This window comes from Kitasatospora sp. NPDC058184 (assembly GCF_042883725.1).
Lineage (GTDB): Bacteria > Actinomycetota > Actinomycetes > Streptomycetales > Streptomycetaceae > Kitasatospora.
In genome coordinates this window covers 17,400-34,714 of sequence record NZ_JBHVVE010000030.1, presented here as the reverse complement: position 1 = coordinate 34,714, position 17,315 = coordinate 17,400, and the positions used below count along the sequence as shown (strand labels likewise).

Below are 17,315 nucleotides of genomic sequence, written 5' to 3'. Positions count from 1 at the left end.
CGGTCGGTCGAGCGGGTTACCAGTCCCCGCCGCCGAAGTCGCCGCCGCCACCACCGAAATCGCCACCGCCGCCGAACCCGCCGAAGTCGCCGCCGTTGAAGTCGCCGCCGGTGAAGTCACCGCCCTCGTGCTGGTCCTGGTAGCCGTGGCCACCGTCCATCATCGGCGCGGCCGCGTAGGCCGGGGAGCTCATCATCGAGCCGAGCATGGTGCCGACCAGCAGGCCCGGCAGCAGGCCGCCGCCACCGAAGCCGCCGAAGTAGCCGCCCGCCCAGGGCGCGTACGCCGGGCCGGCGTTCCAGTACGGCTGCGGGCCGTGCTCGGTGTCGACCGTGCGGATCGCCGGGTCGAGACCGGCCGCGAGCCGGTCCGCGTCGGCCTGGCAGACCGGGACGGTGCGCGCGGCGCCGCCGGCCGGAGTCCAGTCGACGTCCTTGACGGACGGGCCGTGCCGCGGGTCCATGAAGCACGGGGGACGGCGCTCGGGCAGCGGCTTCTTCTCCCGCCGGGCGGCCAGGGTGGCCAGCGAGAAGCGGCCGTCCTCGATCGCCTCGGTGACCTGCTTGACGTCCTCGGGCTTCTTCGCCTCGTCCATCAGCCGCTTGGACTTCTCGTACGAGTCCAGGGCGTGGCTGTAGTCGGTGCGCTGGGCGTCGTCCGCGTCGGCCGCGGCCGGGCTGAAGTCGAGCCGCTCCAGCTCCACGCCGAAGGCTGTGATGTCCTCGTCCACCACCCGGCGCAGCTGCTCCAGCTCGGCCCGGGCCTGCGCCTCCTTGCGCTGCTTGGCGCGGCGGAACAGGAGGAAGACGCCGGCGCCGGCCAGCGCGACCAGCACCACCGGGATGACCACCCAGGCGATCGAGGTGCTGTGGTTGACCCCGGTGCCCTTGGTCTGCGGGGCGGCCTGGTCGACGAAGTCGTTCAGGGTGGCGTCGATGTCGCCGCTGTGGGAGCGGAAGGCCGCGCCGGAGATCCGCTCCGGGACGCCGGCGGCGAGCGCGCCGCGGTCGGCGCGGGCGGTGAACTGGTCACCGCGCCAGACCGCGTAGACGCCGTCGACGCCGACCGTGGTGCGGAGGTCCTTGAAGACCGTCGCCTTGGCGAAGGCCGGCGAGTCGGGGACGACCGCGACGAAGATCGGCTTGTCGGCCTTGTCGATCTTCTTGGTCAGGGCGTCGGCCTGGGCCTGGCTGAAGCGGCTGGTCATGGCCGGGTCGACGTAGACCTGGCCCTTCTTCAGGGCGGCGGTGGCGTCGCTCAGGCCGCCGGCCGCCGAGGCCGCGGGTGCCAGCAGGAGCAGCAGCCCGAGCAGCGCCGCCACCAGGGCTAGCGGCCCGGCGCCCCGGGAACGTCGTGCAAGGGTTCTCATGCCCCCGACGCTACCGTGACCGGCCCCTGAGCACGCCATACCCTTCGCATACTGGTACTGACAAGACTCCCCGCCGACCGCCGGGGCCGCCCCCTCCTCGGGGATGATGTTTCCCCCGGTGACCCCTGAGTCGGGGCCCGCGCGGGAACCGCGGGAGGCCGCCGAACGTACGTCCCGGCAGGCCCGGCCCCGCTCCGGGGCACTCCGGGGGGCGTGCCGACCGTACCGTGCGGGCGGGCATAGTGGTCCCGGACCACCGGTCCCATTGCCCTTTCTTTACCCTGACCCTTCTCGACCCACCTCCCGATCGGAGTTCTCGGTGATCATCGGCCTCGTCACCGCCGTGGCGGCATCCGCCTGCTACGGCACCGGCTCGGTCCTCCAGGCTGTCGGATCCCGCCGCTCCGCCCGGGAGGAGGCGGCCAAGGGCGCCACCAGCTCGACCACCGAGCACGGCGGCCCGAGCCTGTCCTCGACCGCGAAGGCCGCCGTCACCTGGGAGTTCATCCTCGGCACGGTGCTCGACCTGATCGGCTTCGGGCTCGGCGCGCTGGCCGCCCGGCTGCTGCCGCTGTTCCTCTCCCAGACCATCATCAGCGCCAACCTGGTGATCACCGCGGTGCTCAGCATCAAGCTGCTGGGCATCCGGCTCAAGCAGCTGGAGTGGGCCTCGATCGCCGTGCTCTGCTCGGCGCTGGTGCTGCTGGCCGTCTCGGCCGGGCCGGAGGGCGGCCACCACACCGCGATGGCCTTCCACTGGTGGCTGCTGATCGTCACCACCGTGCTGCTGGTCGGCGGCAGCCTGCTGGTGCGGCGGATGGGCGCCAACGGCGCGATCGTCGCCGGTCTGCTCTCCGGCCTCGGCTTCGGCGCCCTGGGCGTCGGGGTGCGCATCCTCAACGGCATCGAGCCGTTCGCGCTCGGCGAGCTGCTCTCCGACCCGGCGCTGTACGCGGTCCTGGTCGGCGGCATCGGCGGCATGTACATCCACACCGTGGCGCTCCAGATCGGCTCGGTGAACGGCGCGACCGCCGCGCTGGTGGTCGGCGAGACGGTGCTGCCCGGCGCGGTCGGCGTGCTCTGGCTCGGCGACTCCTCCAAGGCCGGCCTGGGCTGGCTCGGCGTGATCGGCTTCCTGCTGGCGGTGGTCGCCGCGGTCGGGGTCGCCTACTTCGGCCAGGACACCCACGGCACGCCCGGGGAACCGGCCGCCGACGAACCCGAACTCGCCCGGAAGTAGCCCGCCTCAGCCCTCGCTGCGGGCGCGCGGCACGCGCTGGCAGCGAGGGCAGAAGTAGCTGGAGCGGTTCATCCAGGCCGCCCGCCGGATCGGGGTGCCGCAGCGGCGGCAGGGCTCCTGCTCGCGGCCGTAGGCGTCGAGGTCCCGGGAGAAGTAGCCGCTCTCGCCGTTCACGTTGACGTAGAGGCTGTCGAAGCTGGTGCCGCCGACGGCGAGCGCCGCGCTCATCACGTCCCGGGCGTTGGCCAGCAGCAGCAGGGCCTGCGGGCGGGTGAGCGTCGCGGTCGGGCGGTCGTAGTGCAGCCTGGAGCGCCACAGCGCCTCGTCGGCGTAGATGTTGCCGACGCCGCTGATCAGGGTCTGGTCGAGCAGGGCGCGCTTGACGGTGGTCCGCTTGGCGCGCAGCGCGGCCACGAAGGCGGCGTCGTCGAAGCGCGGGTCGAGCGGGTCGCGGGCGATGTGCGCGATCGAGACCGGGGTGCCCTCCGGGTCCCCGTCCTCGGCCTCCTCGACCGCCAGGCCGCCGAAGGTCCGCTGGTCGACGAAGCGCAGTTCGCGCCCGCCGTCGGCGAAGCGCAGCCGGACCCGCAGGTGGGTCTCGTCGGGTACGGACGGGTCCTGGACGAGGAGTTGGCCGCTCATCCCGAGGTGGCCGATCAGCGAGAACCCCGCCCCGGTGCCGGCCAGCGGCACCCACAGGTACTTGCCGCGCCGCTGCGCGGTGCCGAGGGTGGTGCCGGTCAGCCGGGCGGTGAAGTCCGCCGCGCCGGCCGGCTGGCGGCGCACCGCGCGCGGGTGCAGCACCTGGACGTCGGCGACCGTCCGTCCGGCCACCCAGGTGGCCAGACCACGGCGGACGACCTCGACCTCGGGAAGTTCGGGCACGGGAACACGCCTCCTGCTCGGTACGGATCAGCAGGAGTGAAGGCTACTGCGGGATCACGCGCCGGCGGGCAGCCGGTCGGCGTACTTCTCCTTGATCGCGCGCCAGGCACTCTCGGCGGCCTTCTGCTCGGCTTCCTTCTTCGAGCGGCCGACGCCGCTGCCGAAGTCCTCGCCGGCCACCCGGGCCGCCGCGGTGAAGGTCTTCTCGTGGTCCGGACCGGACTCCATGACCACGTACTCCGGCACTCCGATGCCCACCGAGGCGGTGAGCTCCTGGAGGCTGGTCTTCCAGTCCAGGCCGGCGCCGAGCTGAGAGGACTCCTCGATCAGCGGGTCGAACAGCCGGTGGACGAACTCGGTGGCCGCGTCCAGTCCCTGGTCCAGGTAGATGGCGCCGATCACGGCCTCGACGGTGTCGGCGAGGATCGACGACTTGTCGCGGCCGCCGGTACCCTCCTCGCCCTTGCCGAGGCGGATGAACGTGCCGAGCTCCAGGCCGCGGCCGACGTCCGCGAGCGCGCGGGAGTTGACCACCGCGGCGCGCAGCTTGGCGAGCGTGCCCTCCGGGACGTCCGGGTGGACGCGGTAGAGGGTGTCGGTCACCACGAGGCCCAGCACCGAGTCGCCGAGGAACTCCAGGCGCTCGTTGGTGGGCAGCCCGCCGTTCTCGTACGCGTACGAGCGGTGGGTCAGGGCACGTACCAGAAGGGCGCGCTCGAGCGTGTACCCGAGGCGCCCTTCCAGAACGTCGTATTCGGTCGAAGCCGGCCCGCCGGCCTTGCCGCCGCCCGAAGAGGAACCCTTCGGGGCGATGGTCGCCTTGCGGGTGGAGTTACCGTCCGACATCGATCCGTACACCCCGCCGATCAGACCGAGAGGACCTGGCGACGGTTGTACGTGCCGCAGCTCGGGCACGCGATGTGGCCCAGCTTCGGCTCGTGGCAGCGGTCGCACGCCACGAGGGCCGGAACAACGGCCTTCCAGTTGGACCGACGGTGGCGCGTGTTGCTGCGCGACATCTTCCGCTTCGGAACAGCCACGGCTACTTCTCCTGGTTCTCGGCGAGACCCTCACGGGTGTCGCTGTTCTTAGATCCGTCACCCTCGTCGCCGGGGGCGGCGGAGAGTCCCTGCAGAGCCGCCCACCGGGGGTCGGCGGCATCGTGGTGGTGCGCCGGGTCGTCGCTCAGGCGCGCTCCGCATTCGGAGCACAGGCCCAGGCAGTCTTCCTGGCACACCGGCTGCAGCGGCAGTGCGAGCACCACCGCGTCACGCAGCACCGGCCGGAGGTCGAAGAAGTCGCCCTCCAGACGGTAAGTCTCTTCTTCCGAGTCCTCGTCGAGGTCCTCGGTCCCGGTGGTCCGGGCGCGGTGGCGCTCGTCGGACTCCGGGTAGTAGTACAGCTCCTGGAAGTCCACGTCGATGTCGAACTCGACGGGCTCCAGGCAGCGGACGCACTCGCCCTCGACGCCCGCCTCGGCCGTGCCGGTGACCAGCACGCCCTCGACCACGGACTCCAGGCGGAGGTCCAGCTCGATCGGGCTCTTCTCCGGCACGCCGATCACGTCGATGATCCCGAAGCCCTCGGGGGCCTCCAGGGTCCGGCTCACCTTGCGCATCGAGCCCGGGCGACGACCGAGCTCGTGCGTGTCGAACACGAGGGGGTCGCGGTGGTCGAGGCGGTTCACGGTGTCCTGACTTCCATGGGGGGTTCTTCGATTGCGTCTCCGTCCGGTCGGCGTTGCGCGGGCAAGCCAACAGCCGGACATGGAGAGGCCGGAGTGGTCAGACTACCGGAGTCTCCCGTCAGGCCCAACTTCGGTCCCGTCAGGAGACTCCCGCACCGTCGCGGCGGGGCCGGTTCAGCGGCCGCCGAGCTCCCGCAGCCTGGTCATGTCGATCATGCTGGTGTCGAAGAAGCTGGTCTCGTCCAGACCCTGGCCCTGGGCCTGTCCGTGGCCCTGCGCCTGTCCGTGGCCCTGGGCCTGCCCGTGCCCCTGCTGCTGGTGCGGCACGGCCGGCGGGAGGGCGGGCTGCTGGGGGTAGGCGTAGTCGTCGTACGGCTGCGCGGCGTAGCCCGGCTGCTGCTGGGGATAGCCGTAGCCCTCCTGCCGCTGGTCCGGGTAGCCCTGCTGCTGGTAGCCGCCCTGCTGCTGGCCCCACTGGGTGTTGTACGGGTCCCCCTGGCCGGCCGGGTCGTAGCCGCCGCCGTACACCTCGGCGTACTGCCCGCCGGGCTGCTGGGCCGCCGCGTACTGGTCGGTGCCGGGGGCCTGCCAGCCGGCCGCGGCCGGGGTCTGCTCCGGCCAGGTCTGCTGCTGCGGGACGTCCTCGCGGTACCAGGCGATGTCCCCGCCGTCGGGGTCGTGGGCGAAGCCCGCCGCCACGGCCTCGGCGCGTTCCTTGGCCTCCTGGGCCTGGTCGGCGGCGGCCAGGTAGGCGCCCAGCTCGTCGATGGGCCGCTTGCCGAGCAGCTTGTCCCGGCCCTTGCCGACCGCCTCCAGGGTGGCGCCGAGCACGTTCTCCAGGGTGGCGAGCTTCACATCGACGTACTCGTCGACCTCGGGGCTCGGGCTGATCCGCTGCGGGCGGAACTCCTCGCCGTCGCTCTCGCCCTCGGGCTCGGCCTCGAAGACGCTGGAGTCGCCGCGCAGCTTGGTGCGGCCGCGGCCGACGGCGCCGAGCGTCTTGGTGAGCACGACCTCGAAGTTGGCGAGCTTGCTGTCCACGTAGTCGTCGGCCTCGGCCAGCTTGGCGTCGACCTCGGCACGCGCCTCGGCGAGGATCCGGTCGGCCTGCGCCTGGGCCTGGCGGACCACCTCGGTGTCGGAGATCAGCGAGCCGCGCTCGGCGTGCGCGCCCTGGATGATCAGGTCCGCCTCGGCCTGGGCGCCGGCCACCACCTGCTCGTGGTCGGCCATCACCGACTGGGCCTGGGCGAGTTCGGCGGGCAGGGCCGACCTGAGGTCGTTGAGCAGGCCGATCAGCTCGGCCCGGTTCACCACGCAGGAGGCCGACATCGGCATCGAGCGGGCGTTCTCGACCGCCGCCACGATCTCGTCGACCTTGTTCTGCACGTCCACGGGGCTTCGTCTTTCCGTGTGCCGCCGACGGTCCGGCGGAGGCAGGCCCGACGCGGTGAACCTCACCGCGGGGCAGGGATACAGACTGTACGGCCACTGCCCAGCGGGGTCACAACGCCTGAGCCGAACCGGTCTCCGGGCAAACGGACATGACGTGACGAACCGGCAGGAACCGACAGGCAGTGGACTACTGCGCCGCCTTGCGCTCCGCGATCCGCTCGACCAGCCGGCCGTGCACCGTCTCCGGCAGCAGGTGCGAGACGTCGCCCCCGTACGAGGCGACCTCCTTGACCAGCGTCGAGGAGAGGAAGCTGTACGTCGGCGAGGTCGGCACGAACAGCGTCTCCACCCCGGTCAGCCCGTGGTTCATCTGGGCCATCTGGAGCTCGTAGTCGAAGTCGCTGACCGCGCGCAGGCCCTTGATGATCGCGGGGATGCCGCGCTCCCGGCAGTAGTCCACCAGCAGGCCGTGGTGCGACTCGACCACCACGTTCCCGAAGCCGGCGGTGACCTCCTCGATCAGGCCGATCCGCTCCTCGACGGTGAACATGCCCTGCTTGTTCCGGTTGATCAGGACCGCGACATGCACCACGTCGTACAGCTTCGAGGCCCGCTCGATGATGTCGAGGTGGCCGTTGGTGATCGGGTCGAACGAACCGGGACAGACGGCTCGGCGCATGGCGTGTGTGCTCCCTCGTGGGGTGACGGCTGCTGCGGGCCGCGGCCCGCTACTCCTGCTCGCCGGCCGCGGCGGCGGCGCGACCGTACCAGAGCGTGCCCTCGCCGTAACGGCGGGAGCGCAGCTCCTCGAAACCCTCGGGCCAGACGAACCCGCCGCCGCGGGTGCTGCGCTCCACGGTGACGAGCGTGTCCTCCGCGAGCCAGCCCCCGGCCAGGAGTGTGATCAGCATCTCGCGGACCTCCTCGTCGGTGACCGCGTACGGCGGGTCGAGGAAGACCAGGTCGTACGGGCTCTGCGGGGGCGGGCCGACGATCACCTTCTCCGCCTTGGCGGCCCTCACCTCGGCCCCCGGCAGGCCGATCGTCCGGACGTTCTCCCGGATCACCCGGGCCGCCTGGGCGTCCGCCTCGACCAGCAGGACGTGCTCGGCGCCGCGGGACAGCGCCTCCAGCCCGACCGCGCCGGATCCGCCGAACAGGTCCAGCATCCGGACCCCGTGCAGGGTGCCGCGCAGCGCCTCCAGGGTGGAGAACATCGCCTCACGGGCCTTGTCGGAGGTCGGGCGGGTGCCCCGGCCGGGCGGTACGGCCAGCCGGCGGCCGCCGGCCGCCCCGGCGATCACGCGGGTCATGGTGGTGGGAGGTCCTTTCGTCGCTGCCCGACCACGCTATCCCGATCACCGCACCGCGCTCACGCCGGACGGGCGCTGTGCCCGCGCCGGACGGGCGCGCGCCCACGCCGGACGGCCGCGGCCCGGCGGGGAATCCCCCACCGGGCCGCGGCCGCGCACTCGGGTGGTCAGCTCGCCTCGGAGCCCGCCGACTGGGCCGGGACGCTCGCGCCGAGCAGGGCCGGCGAGGCGTAGCGGGACCAGGACAGGCAGCCGTCGGGCGGGCAGAACTCGGGGCGGCGCGGGTCGTGCCCGAGCTCGCGCAGCTTGGTCCGGACGGAGTCGGGGGTGCGGCCGAAGCGGGCGGCGATCCGGGCGACGGTCTCGCCGTCGTGGAAGCGCCGGACCAGCTCCTCCTCGTGCTGCGGCACCCAGGGGGCGCCGTGGCCGGGGTACAGCTCGCGCAGCACGTCGCGGTCGGGGATGGGCTCGGAGACGTCGGCGACGATCGCCAGCGCCCGCAGCGCGCGGTTGAGCGCGATCCGCAGCGAGGCGACGTCCTCGACCGGCAGGCGGAGCTTGCCCGAGGCGAGCGGTGCGGCGGCCGCCCCCTCGCGCCAGCCGGTCAGGGTGAGGGTGACCTCGCGGTCGTCGTCGCTGGCGAGTTCGATCCGGAAGACCTTGTCGCCCAGCGGGAGCTCGTTGAGATGACGGAATGCCATGGCTTGACCCCCAAGTGTCGTGCCAGGAACGCACCTTGGGGGTGCGCCCTGAACACCTTCATTCTCTCCCGGGGGTCTGACAATTCCGGGGCCGCGCGGCCCGTCCGGAGGCGGCTCAGCCCTTCTCCATGTAGGCCGCGCGGTCCTCGTCGAGCAGGCTCTCCAGCGCGGTGCGCAGCTCCGGGTGGGCGGCCAGGTCCGGGTCCTCGGCGACCAGCCGGGTGGCCTCGGTGCGGGCGGTGAGGATGACCTCCTCGTCCTCCAGCACCGAGAGCACCTTGAGCGAGGACTTCACCCCGGACTGGGCCTGGCCCAGCACGTCGCCCTCGCGGCGCTGTTCGAGGTCGATCCGGGACAGCTCGAAGCCGTCCAGGGTGCCCGCCACCGCGTCCAGCCGGGCCCGCGCGGCGCTGCCCGCGGGCATCTCGCTGACCAGCAGGCACAGGCCCGGCGCGCTGCCGCGGCCGACCCGGCCGCGCAGCTGGTGCAGCTGGGAGACGCCGAAGCGGTCGGCGTCCATGATGACCATCGCGGTGGAGTTGGGGACGTTGACGCCGACCTCGATCACCGTGGTGGCGACCAGCACGTCCACCTCGCCGGCCGTGAAGCGGCGCATCACCTCGTCCTTGGCCTCCGGCGCGAGCCGGCCGTGCAGGATCTCCACCCGCAGGCCGCTCAGCGGGCCCTTCGCCAGCTTCTCGGCCGTCTCCACCACCGAGAGCGGCGGCCGCCGTTCGTCGCTCTCCGCGCCCGCGTCGGCGACCTCCTCGAAGCCGTCCTCGGCGGCCTTGCGCTTCTTCCTCTTCGGGTCGGCCGCCGGCTCCTCGTCCCCGATCCGGGGGCAGACCACGTACGCCTGGTGGCCCTTGGCGACCTCCTCGCGGACCCGCTCCCAGGCCCGGGTGAGGAAGTTGGGCTTCTCCAGCGCCGGGACGACGTGGGTGGAGATCGGCGAGCGGCCGGCCGGCAGCTGGTCCAGGACGGAGGTCTCCAGGTCCCCGAAGACCGTCATCGCGACGGTGCGAGGGATCGGGGTGGCGGTCATCACCAGCAGGTGCGGCGGCTGCTCGCCCTTGGCCCGCAGCGCGTCCCGCTGCTCGACGCCGAAGCGGTGCTGCTCGTCCACCACGACCAGGCCGAGGTCCTGGAACTGCACCTTGTCCTCGATCAGCGCATGGGTGCCGATGGCGATCCCGGCGTCCCCGCAGGCCATGTCGAGCAGCGCCTGGCGGCGGGCCGGGACGCCCATCGAGCCGGTCAGCAGCACCACCCGGGTGCCGAGGTCGGAGCCGCCGAGCATGCCGCCCTCGGCGAGGTCCCCCATCATCTCGACGACCGAGCGGTGGTGCTGCTGGGCGAGCACCTCGGTGGGCGCCAGCAGCACCGCCTGGCCGCCCGCGTCCACCACGGCGAGCATGGCGCGCAGCGCGACCAGGGTCTTGCCGGAGCCGACCTCGCCCTGGAGGAGGCGGTGCATCGGGTGGTCGGTGGCGAGGTCGGCGGCGATCTCGGCGGAGACCTTCCGCTGCCCCTCGGTGAGGGTGAACGGCAGCCGGGCGTCGAAGGCGTCCAGCAGGCCGCCCTCGCGGGCCGCGCGCGGCTTGGCGGGCAGGGCGGAGTCGGCGGCCCGGCGCTGCGCGAGGGCGACCTGGAGCACGAAGGCCTCGTCCCAGCGCAGCCGGCTCTGGGCGCGCTCGCGGTCGGCGTGGCCGCGCGGACGGTGGATCAGCTCCAGCGCCTCGGGCAGCGGGATCAGGTCGTGCCGCTCGCGCAGTTCGGCGGGCAGCGGCTCGCCGACGTCGCCGAGGTGCTTGGTGAGTGCCGTCTCGACGCAGATCGACAGCTTCCAGCTGGGCATCTGCGCGCTGGCGCCGTACACCGGGATGAGCCGGCCGGCGAACTGCCGCGCGGCGTCGGAGCCGGCGTCCTCGTCGAGCAGCTGGTAGTCCGGCGAGACCAGCTGGCGGGTCCGGTTGAAGACCCCGACCTTGCCCGCGAACAGGCCCTGGGCGCCGGCCCTGAGCTCCTTCTGCCGCCAGCCCTGGTTGAAGAAGACCAGCGAGAGCCGGCTGCGGCCGTCGGTGACGACCACCTCCAGCCGGTCGCCCTTGCGGCCGCGGAACGGGATCAGGGTGACCTTCTCGATCCGGGCCAGCACGGTGACGTGCTCGTCGACCTCCAGCTCGTCCAGGCTGGTGAGCTGGCCGCGCTCGACGTAGCGGCGCGGGTAGTGGTGCAGCAGGTCCCCGACCGTGCGCAGCTTGAGGCTGTCGGCGAGCACCTTCGCGGTGCGGTCGCCGACGAGCTTGGTCAGTGGTTCATCGAGAGCGCCCATCAGCGCCTTGTTTACACCACCGGGCCGACAAACCGGGCCAAGGGCGGCCCCCGCCCCTACTCCACCCCGATGAGCAGCGGTGCCGGTTCCTGCCCGCCGTGGAAGACCACCGCGTCCACCTCGGGCCGGCGGTGCCGGACGTGGGCGACCAGCCGGTGGGCGAGCGCCTCGTCGGTGCCGCCGCCGAGGACCAGGGTGACGAGTTCGCCGCCGGCCCCGAGCATCCGGTCCAGCACGCTCTCGCCGACCTCGGCCAGCCCGGCGCCGATCACCGCGACGTCGCCGTCGATCAGCCCGAGCACGTCCCCGGCCTGGCAGACCCCCGCCATCGTCCAGGACTCCCCCTCGGCGACGGCCAGCTCCGCGTAGCGGGTGGCGCCGGCGGCGGAGGTCATGGCGACGACGTCCTCGTCGAAGCGGCGGCCGCCCTCGTGCACCGCGAGCGCGGCCAGCCCCTGCACCGGCGAGCGGGTGGGCAGGACGGCGATCCGCACCCCCTCCTCGCGCAGCTGGTCGGCGGCGGCCCCGGCGGCGGCGCGCAGCTCGGGGTCGTTGAGCAGCAGGACGACCTCGCGGGCGGCCGAGCGGCGCACCGCGTCGGCGAGCTCGGCGCTGGCCGGCGGGCGGTCCGGGTCGGCGTGCAGGACGACGGCTCCGGCCTGCTCGCAGAGCTCGGCCAGGCCCCCGCCGGAGACCACCGAGAGCACCGCGCGGGCCCGTTCCTCGCGTTCGCCGCGCTCGGCGGCGGTGCCGGAGCGGGCGGCGGCCTCGGCGAAGTGGGTGATCCGGATCTGGTGCGGGCGCCCGGCGCCGACCCCGGCCTCCACGGCGGCGCCCGCGTCGTCCACGTGGACGTGCACGTTCCACAGGCCGTCGCCGCCGCCGATCACCAGCGAGTCGCCGAGCCCGCCGAGCCGCTCGCGCAGCGCGGGCAGCGCCTCGTCGGGGGCGTCCAGCAGGTAGATGACCTCGAAGGCGGGGTGGCCGGGGCCGGGCGGCCGCAGGTGCGTCTCGCAGCTCTCCACGGCCCGGACGTCCCCGCGCAGCGCGACCGGCCCCATCGGCTGCTGCCCGGCGACGGCGTCGGCGAGCGCGCCGAGGACGGCCACCAGGCCGCGCCCGCCGGCGTCCACCACCCCGTTCTCGGCCAGGACGGCGAGCTGCTCGGGGGTGTGCCGCAGCGCGTCCCGGGCGGCCCGGTAGGCGGTGTCGGCGACCTGGGCGAGCCCGCCCCCGGCCCGGTGGGCCTCCCGGGCGGCGACCCGGGCGACGGTCAGCAGGGTGCCCTCGACGGGCTCCGCGACGGCCTGGTAGGCGGAGTCGGCGGCCCGCTGCAGGGCGGCCCGCAGCTGTTCGGCGCCGCCGCCCTCGGCGAGCGTCTCGGCGGTGCCGCGCAGCCACTGGGCGAGGATCACCCCGGAGTTGCCCCGGGCGCCGACCAGCGCGCCGCGGGCCATCGCCCGGACCGTCTCGGCCAGCCCGGGGGCCGGGTCGGCGGCGGGGTCGGCGAAGCGGCTCTCCACCTCGGCGGCGGCGGACTCGACGGTCAGGTAGAGGTTGGTGCCGGTGTCGCCGTCCGGGACGGGGTAGACGTTGAGCGCGTCGATCTCCTCGCGGGCCTGGCCGAGCGCGCGCAGGGCGAGCTGGCACCAGGTGCGCACGGCCGGGGCGTCGAGCGTGTGCAGCACCAGGTCTCCTCCGGACGGGACGCCGCGGCGGCCCGGGGCGGTGACGCGGGCCGGGCGGCGGCAAGGGGTGATACCGGCAGGTTATCGGGGGGCGGGGAGGGCCGTCCGGTCCGGCGGGCAGGAGCGATCACTCGGCCGGTCATGGTAGTTTCGTGGGACGGAAGCAAGCGTTGTATGCTCTTCCGGTTGCCTGGAACCGTCCAGGCTCACCCCCTTGTCCGGTCTGGTTCACGCGAGTGTTCTGGTGGCTGAGTGGGGTTTTCGAAAGTATCTGATCTGAAGTCTTGGAGTGACTCCTGTGGCTGCCAACTGCGACGTCTGCGGCAAGGGGCCGGGCTTCGGCAACAGCATCTCCCACTCTCACCGCCGTACCCCCCGTCGTTGGAACCCCAACATTCAGACGGTGCGCGCTGTGATTGGGCGGACGCCGAAGCGGCTCAACGTCTGCACCTCGTGCATCAAGGCCGGTAAGGTCTCGCGCTGACGCGCAGACCGGCATGCCGGTCCTCCAGTGAGCCGGTTCATCCTCGGATGGGCCGGCTCCACTGTTTCCGTGGCCGGTTGCGCCGATTTCCGGACGTGACCGTGGTGGGCGGGCTCCTCTGAGGAGTCCGCCCACCGCTGTTTTCCGGACGTTCCGGATGTTCCGGACGTTCCGGGCCTCCGCTAGCGCCAGCGCCAGGCGTGGTCGACCGGGCCGATGCCGGCGCCCAGGGCGAAGCCCCCGGCGATCGCGCCGGTGATGTACTCCTTGGCCGAGGCCACCGCCAGCGGCAGCGGCTCGCCCTTGGCCAGGCCGGCCGCGATCGCGCTGGCCAGCGTGCAGCCGGTGCCGTGGGTGTGGCGGTTGTCGTAGCGCGGTGCCCGGAACCAGTGCACCTCGTCCGGTCCGCCGTACAGCAGGTCGGCGGCCTCGCCCGGCAGGTGGCCGCCCTTGACCAGCGCCCAGCGCGGCCCGAGGTCGACCAGCGCCTTGGCGGCGTCCAGCATCTGCGACTCGTCCTCGACGGCCAGCCCGGTGAGCTGGGTCACCTCGTGCAGGTTGGGGGTGGCCAGGGTGGCGACCGGCAGCAGCTTCTCGCGGACGGTGGCGACGGCCTCGGCGACCAGCAGCGCGTCCCCGTGCTTGGAGACCCCGACCGGATCGACCACCACCGGGGCGTCCACCCCGGCCAGCAGCTCGGCGACGGTCTCGACGAGTTCGACCGAGGCGAGCATCCCGGTCTTCACGGCCTGCACCCCGATGTCGTCCACCACGCTGCGGAACTGCGCCCGGACGGCTTCGGCGGGCAGTTCCCAGTAGCCCTGGACGCCGAGCGAGTTCTGCGCGGTGACGGCGGTGATCACGCTCATGCCGTGGACGCCGAGGGCGAGCATCGCCTTGAGGTCGGCCTGGATGCCGGCGCCGCCGCCGGAGTCGGAGCCGGCGACGGTGAGCACGCGGGGGGGAGCAGTCGAAGCCATGGCCCCAACCTACCCGCGCCGTTTCACAGCACCGCTTCGGACTCCGCCCAGCGGTCCTCCGGCACCGTCTTCAGCCGGGTCACCGCGTCGCCGATCGGCAGCAGTTCGATGCCGGTCCGGCGCAGCGCGGTGAAGTACCCGAACGCCCCCTGGTGGACGGCCTCCACCGCGTGCCAGCCGAACCGGGTGGCGAGCACCCGGTCCCGGGCGGTCGGGGTGCCGCCGCGCTGGACGTGGCCGAGGATGACGGGGCGGGCCTCCTTGCCGAGCAGGTCCTCCAGCTCGTGGGCGAGCCGGTTGCCGATCCCGCCGAAGGTCCGGTGGCCGTACTGGTCGACCTCGCCGTGGTCGAAGCGCATGGTGCCGGGCACCGGGGAGGCGCCCTCGGCGACGGCGATGATGGCGAACTTCTTGCCGCGCGCGAAGCGGTCCTCGATTATCCGGGCCACCGCCTCGATGTCGAAGGGCTTCTCCGGGATCAGGATGCCGTGCGCGCCGCCCGCCATGCCCGCGGTGAGGGTGATCCAGCCGGTGTGCCGTCCCATCAACTCGACCACCATGACGCGCTGGTGGGACTCGGCGGTGGTCTTCAGCCGGTCGATCGCCTCGGTCGCGACGTGCACGGCGGTGTCGAAGCCGAAGGTCACGTCGGTGGCGTCGATGTCGTTGTCGATGGTCTTCGGCACCCCGACGACGGGCAGTCCGGCGTCGCTGAACAGCTTGGCGGCGGTCAGCGTCCCCTCACCGCCGATCGCGATCAGCGCGTCGATGCCGATCTCCCGGGCGAGCGTCCTGGCGTTCTCCACCGCCCAGGCGATCCGGTCCCGCCGCACCCGGGCCGAGCCCAGGATGGTGCCGCCGAGGGTGAGCAGGCCGGTGACGTCGTCGTGCGTGACCGTCCGGGTGCGGCCCTCGATCAGTCCGAGGAAGCCGTCCAGGATGCCGACGATCTCGTCCCCGTGGACGTCGGTGCCCCGGTGCACCACCGAGCGGATCACCGCGTTGAGGCCGGGGCAGTCGCCGCCGCTGGTCAGTACACCGATGCGCATCTGTGGTGTGCTCCCGCTCGCAGTGGTTCGGGCCGCCCGCGCCGGACGGGCGGGCCGGGGTGTCGCAAGCCTACGCACAACGCACCCGCGAAGCCCGTCCCCCGCGCACCGGAGCGTCACGCGCCGCCCGCCGTACGGGGATCGGCGCGCGGCCGCGCGCTACTCGGCGAAGTGGTCCCAGCCGCCGACCCGGTCCCAGGGCGCGCCGTCGACCGTCACCCGGCCGCTGCGGCTGCCCGTCGGGCGGCCGGTCACCTCGCCCACCACCCGCCAGCGGGCCGGGAGTTGGATCCCGCGCGGGAAGGTGGCGACGATCGCGTGGTCCTCGCCGCCGGAGAGCACCCAGACCAGCGGGTCCACCCCGACCGCCTGGCCGATGTCGGCCATCTGCGCCGGGACGTCGAAGTCGGCGGCCTTGAGGTCGATGTCCACCTCGCTGGCCCGGGCGACGTGGCCGAGGTCGGCGACCAGCCCGTCGCTCACGTCGACCATCGAGGTCGCGCCCAGGTCGGCCGCCGCCGGGCCCGCGTGGTACGGCGGTTCGGGCCGGCGGTGCGCCTCGACGAAGGCGCGCGGGGAGCGGAAGCCGCGCTGGAGCACGGTCAGGCCGGCGGCCGACCAGCCGAGCCAGCCGGTCACCGCGACCACGTCGCCGACCTGCGCGCCGGAGCGCGTCACCGGCGCCCGCCCCTGGAGGTCCCCGAGCGCCGTGATGGCCAGCGTGACGGTGTCGCCGCGCACCACGTCGCCGCCGACCACCGTCGCCCCGGCCACCTGGCACTCGTCGCGCAGCCCGTCCATCAACTCGGTGGCCCAGGTGGTCGGCAGGTCCGCGGGGGCGACCAGGCCGAGCAGGATGGCGGTCGGCACCGCCCCCATCGCGGCCACGTCGGCGAGGTTCTGGGCGGCGGCCTTGCGGCCCACGTCGTAGGCGGTGGACCAGTCCCGGCGGAAGTGCCGGTTCTCGATCAGGACGTCCGTGGTCGCCACCACCCGGCCGTCCGGAGCCCGTACCACCGCGGCGTCGTCACCCGGGCCGAGGTCGACGGCATCGGTGAGCGGTACCCGGGCGGTCAGCTCCCTGATGAGGCCGAACTCGCCGAGCTCGCCCACGGTCCCCTGCATCTGCCGTCCTCTCGCGTTTCCATCCGATTCGGTCCCCGTCGCGCTCCCCCGCGCGCAGCGTACGCCCTTCGGGAGCATCGAGGTCTCCCCTCCCCGGCCCGCAGCGCGGTAGCGTGGTGATCAGACTGCCGGTGAGCCCACCCACCCACACACCTGACCGGGCGATCACGGCGGCTATCCCCCCTAACCGGCCGCCGGGAGGTCCCCGTGGTACAGGCATACATCCTGATCCAGACCGAGGTTGGCAAGGCCACCGCCGTGGCCCGGACCATCGCCGGGGTCCCCGGCGTCCTGAGCGCCGAGGACGTCACCGGCCCCTACGACGTGATCGTCAAGGCCGAGGCCGAGACGGTGGACGAGCTGGGCCGCATGGTGGTGGCCCAGGTCCAGAAGGTCGACGGCATCACCCGCACGCTCACCTGTCCCGTGGTGCACCTGTAGGCCGGTGCACCCGTGAGCCGGTGTGCCCGTGAGCCGGCGCACCGGCCCGTACCGGCCGTCCGGGCCCCGGCTACCATCGGCGGGTGGCCAGAGAACTGCGCGTCCCCGAGGCGCTGACCGCCCTGCCGGCCCCGGTCCGCTGGCTGGCCCTGCCCGTCGCCCTGACCTGCGCCGTCGTCGCGCTGGTCGGCAGCTGGAGCCCGGCCGATCCGGCGGTCGAGGTCCCGCAGCCGACCGGCCGGGCGGCCGGGTACTGCCGGGCGCTCGCCGCCGCGCTGCCCGCCGACCTGCTCGGCCACGCCCGCCGGGACCCGTCGCCCGCCTCGCCGTACGTGGCCGGCTGGGGCGATTCGCCCCGGACGGTGCTGCGCTGCGGCATCGACCGGCCGGAGGAGCTGGACGGCGACCACGCCTCGGACTGGTCCCCGAGCGTCGACGACGTCACCTGGTGGTCGCAGAAGCTCGCCGACGGCGGCTACCGCTTCGTGACGACCATGCGCGCCGCCTACGTCGAGGTGACCGTCCCGGCCGGGGCCGCGAAGAACCCCTTCGACCCGGCGGCCGCCCTGAGCGGCGCGGTCAAGGCCAACGTCCCGGGCTGAGCCGAACGGGTCCCCGACGCA

The 17,315-nt window shown here is 73.5% G+C and carries 18 protein-coding genes; 4 read left to right on the top strand and 14 right to left on the bottom strand.

All coding sequences use genetic code 11. From position 1 onward, the window contains the following. Window positions 1-16 precede the first annotated feature (16 nt). On the bottom strand, window positions 17-1,369 hold the full coding sequence (locus ACFVXH_RS36685) for a hypothetical protein (RefSeq protein ID WP_387830475.1): 1,353 nt from the start codon (window positions 1,367-1,369) through the stop codon (window positions 17-19). Between the two features lie 319 nt (window positions 1,370-1,688). On the opposite strand from ACFVXH_RS36685, the gene ACFVXH_RS36680 reads away from it, so the two are divergent. Next, window positions 1,689-2,609, top strand: a complete 921-nt coding sequence (locus tag ACFVXH_RS36680; protein WP_049653392.1) for a hypothetical protein — start codon at window positions 1,689-1,691, stop codon at window positions 2,607-2,609. A gap of 6 nt (window positions 2,610-2,615) precedes the next feature. On the opposite strand, the gene mutM is transcribed toward ACFVXH_RS36680, so the two are convergent. From mutM to ACFVXH_RS36630, 10 genes are all read right to left on the bottom strand, one after another. Then, the gene (gene mutM / locus ACFVXH_RS36675) at window positions 2,616-3,494 is read right to left on the bottom strand and encodes a bifunctional DNA-formamidopyrimidine glycosylase/DNA-(apurinic or apyrimidinic site) lyase (protein WP_387830473.1); all 879 of its coding nucleotides are present in this window, start codon (window positions 3,492-3,494) and stop codon (window positions 2,616-2,618) included. A gap of 54 nt (window positions 3,495-3,548) precedes the next feature. Continuing rightward, window positions 3,549-4,340 (bottom strand): ribonuclease III, encoded by a 792-nt coding sequence (gene rnc, locus ACFVXH_RS36670; RefSeq protein WP_049653387.1) that lies wholly within the window; start codon window positions 4,338-4,340, stop codon window positions 3,549-3,551. 20 nt (window positions 4,341-4,360) lie between these two features. Then, the gene (rpmF, locus tag ACFVXH_RS36665) at window positions 4,361-4,534 is read right to left on the bottom strand and encodes a 50S ribosomal protein L32 (RefSeq protein ID WP_030056747.1); all 174 of its coding nucleotides are present in this window, start codon (window positions 4,532-4,534) and stop codon (window positions 4,361-4,363) included. A 2-nt stretch (window positions 4,535-4,536) separates the two neighbouring features. After that, on the bottom strand, window positions 4,537-5,181 hold the full coding sequence (locus ACFVXH_RS36660; protein WP_049653386.1) for a DUF177 domain-containing protein: 645 nt from the start codon (window positions 5,179-5,181) through the stop codon (window positions 4,537-4,539). Window positions 5,182-5,355: 174 nt separating this feature from the next. Further along, entirely contained in the window at window positions 5,356-6,576 is a 1,221-nt protein-coding gene (locus ACFVXH_RS36655; protein ID WP_049653383.1) for an ATP synthase F0 subunit B, read from the bottom strand. Between the two features lie 187 nt (window positions 6,577-6,763). Beyond that, window positions 6,764-7,255 carry a pantetheine-phosphate adenylyltransferase gene (coaD, locus tag ACFVXH_RS36650; RefSeq protein ID WP_049653382.1) on the bottom strand — a complete coding sequence of 164 codons (492 nt, stop codon included), beginning with the start codon at window positions 7,253-7,255 and terminating at the stop codon, window positions 6,764-6,766. A 49-nt stretch (window positions 7,256-7,304) separates the two neighbouring features. Next, window positions 7,305-7,889, bottom strand: a complete 585-nt coding sequence (rsmD, locus tag ACFVXH_RS36645; protein ID WP_049653380.1) for a 16S rRNA (guanine(966)-N(2))-methyltransferase RsmD — start codon at window positions 7,887-7,889, stop codon at window positions 7,305-7,307. A gap of 167 nt (window positions 7,890-8,056) precedes the next feature. Beyond that, a complete protein-coding gene (locus ACFVXH_RS36640) occupies window positions 8,057-8,590 on the bottom strand; it encodes a hypothetical protein (protein ID WP_049653379.1) in 534 nt (177 codons plus the stop codon). Between the two features lie 115 nt (window positions 8,591-8,705). Beyond that, the gene (gene recG, locus ACFVXH_RS36635) at window positions 8,706-10,925 is read right to left on the bottom strand and encodes an ATP-dependent DNA helicase RecG (protein ID WP_074001511.1); all 2,220 of its coding nucleotides are present in this window, start codon (window positions 10,923-10,925) and stop codon (window positions 8,706-8,708) included. A gap of 56 nt (window positions 10,926-10,981) precedes the next feature. Continuing rightward, window positions 10,982-12,613, bottom strand: coding sequence for a DAK2 domain-containing protein (locus ACFVXH_RS36630; protein WP_117489652.1), 1,632 nt, complete (start codon window positions 12,611-12,613; stop codon window positions 10,982-10,984). Between the two features lie 298 nt (window positions 12,614-12,911). Between ACFVXH_RS36630 and rpmB the strand changes: the two genes are divergently transcribed. Then, entirely contained in the window at window positions 12,912-13,097 is a 186-nt protein-coding gene (gene rpmB / locus ACFVXH_RS36625; protein WP_014138233.1) for a 50S ribosomal protein L28, read from the top strand. Between the two features lie 182 nt (window positions 13,098-13,279). On the opposite strand, the gene thiD is transcribed toward rpmB, so the two are convergent. The 3 genes from thiD to ACFVXH_RS36610 form a co-directional block, all read right to left on the bottom strand. Continuing rightward, on the bottom strand, window positions 13,280-14,077 hold the full coding sequence (gene thiD / locus ACFVXH_RS36620; protein ID WP_049656332.1) for a bifunctional hydroxymethylpyrimidine kinase/phosphomethylpyrimidine kinase: 798 nt from the start codon (window positions 14,075-14,077) through the stop codon (window positions 13,280-13,282). Between the two features lie 23 nt (window positions 14,078-14,100). After that, on the bottom strand, window positions 14,101-15,126 hold the full coding sequence (locus tag ACFVXH_RS36615; protein ID WP_387830468.1) for an ATP-dependent 6-phosphofructokinase: 1,026 nt from the start codon (window positions 15,124-15,126) through the stop codon (window positions 14,101-14,103). Between the two features lie 159 nt (window positions 15,127-15,285). After that, entirely contained in the window at window positions 15,286-16,251 is a 966-nt protein-coding gene (locus tag ACFVXH_RS36610) for a thiamine-phosphate kinase (RefSeq protein WP_049656327.1), read from the bottom strand. Between the two features lie 207 nt (window positions 16,252-16,458). On the opposite strand from ACFVXH_RS36610, the gene ACFVXH_RS36605 reads away from it, so the two are divergent. Together ACFVXH_RS36605 and ACFVXH_RS36600 are read left to right on the top strand one after the other, a co-directional pair. Further along, the gene (locus ACFVXH_RS36605; RefSeq protein ID WP_049656326.1) at window positions 16,459-16,692 is read left to right on the top strand and encodes an Lrp/AsnC family transcriptional regulator; all 234 of its coding nucleotides are present in this window, start codon (window positions 16,459-16,461) and stop codon (window positions 16,690-16,692) included. A gap of 83 nt (window positions 16,693-16,775) precedes the next feature. Beyond that, window positions 16,776-17,294 (top strand): DUF3515 family protein, encoded by a 519-nt coding sequence (locus ACFVXH_RS36600; protein WP_079271902.1) that lies wholly within the window; start codon window positions 16,776-16,778, stop codon window positions 17,292-17,294. Window positions 17,295-17,315 lie beyond the last annotated feature (21 nt).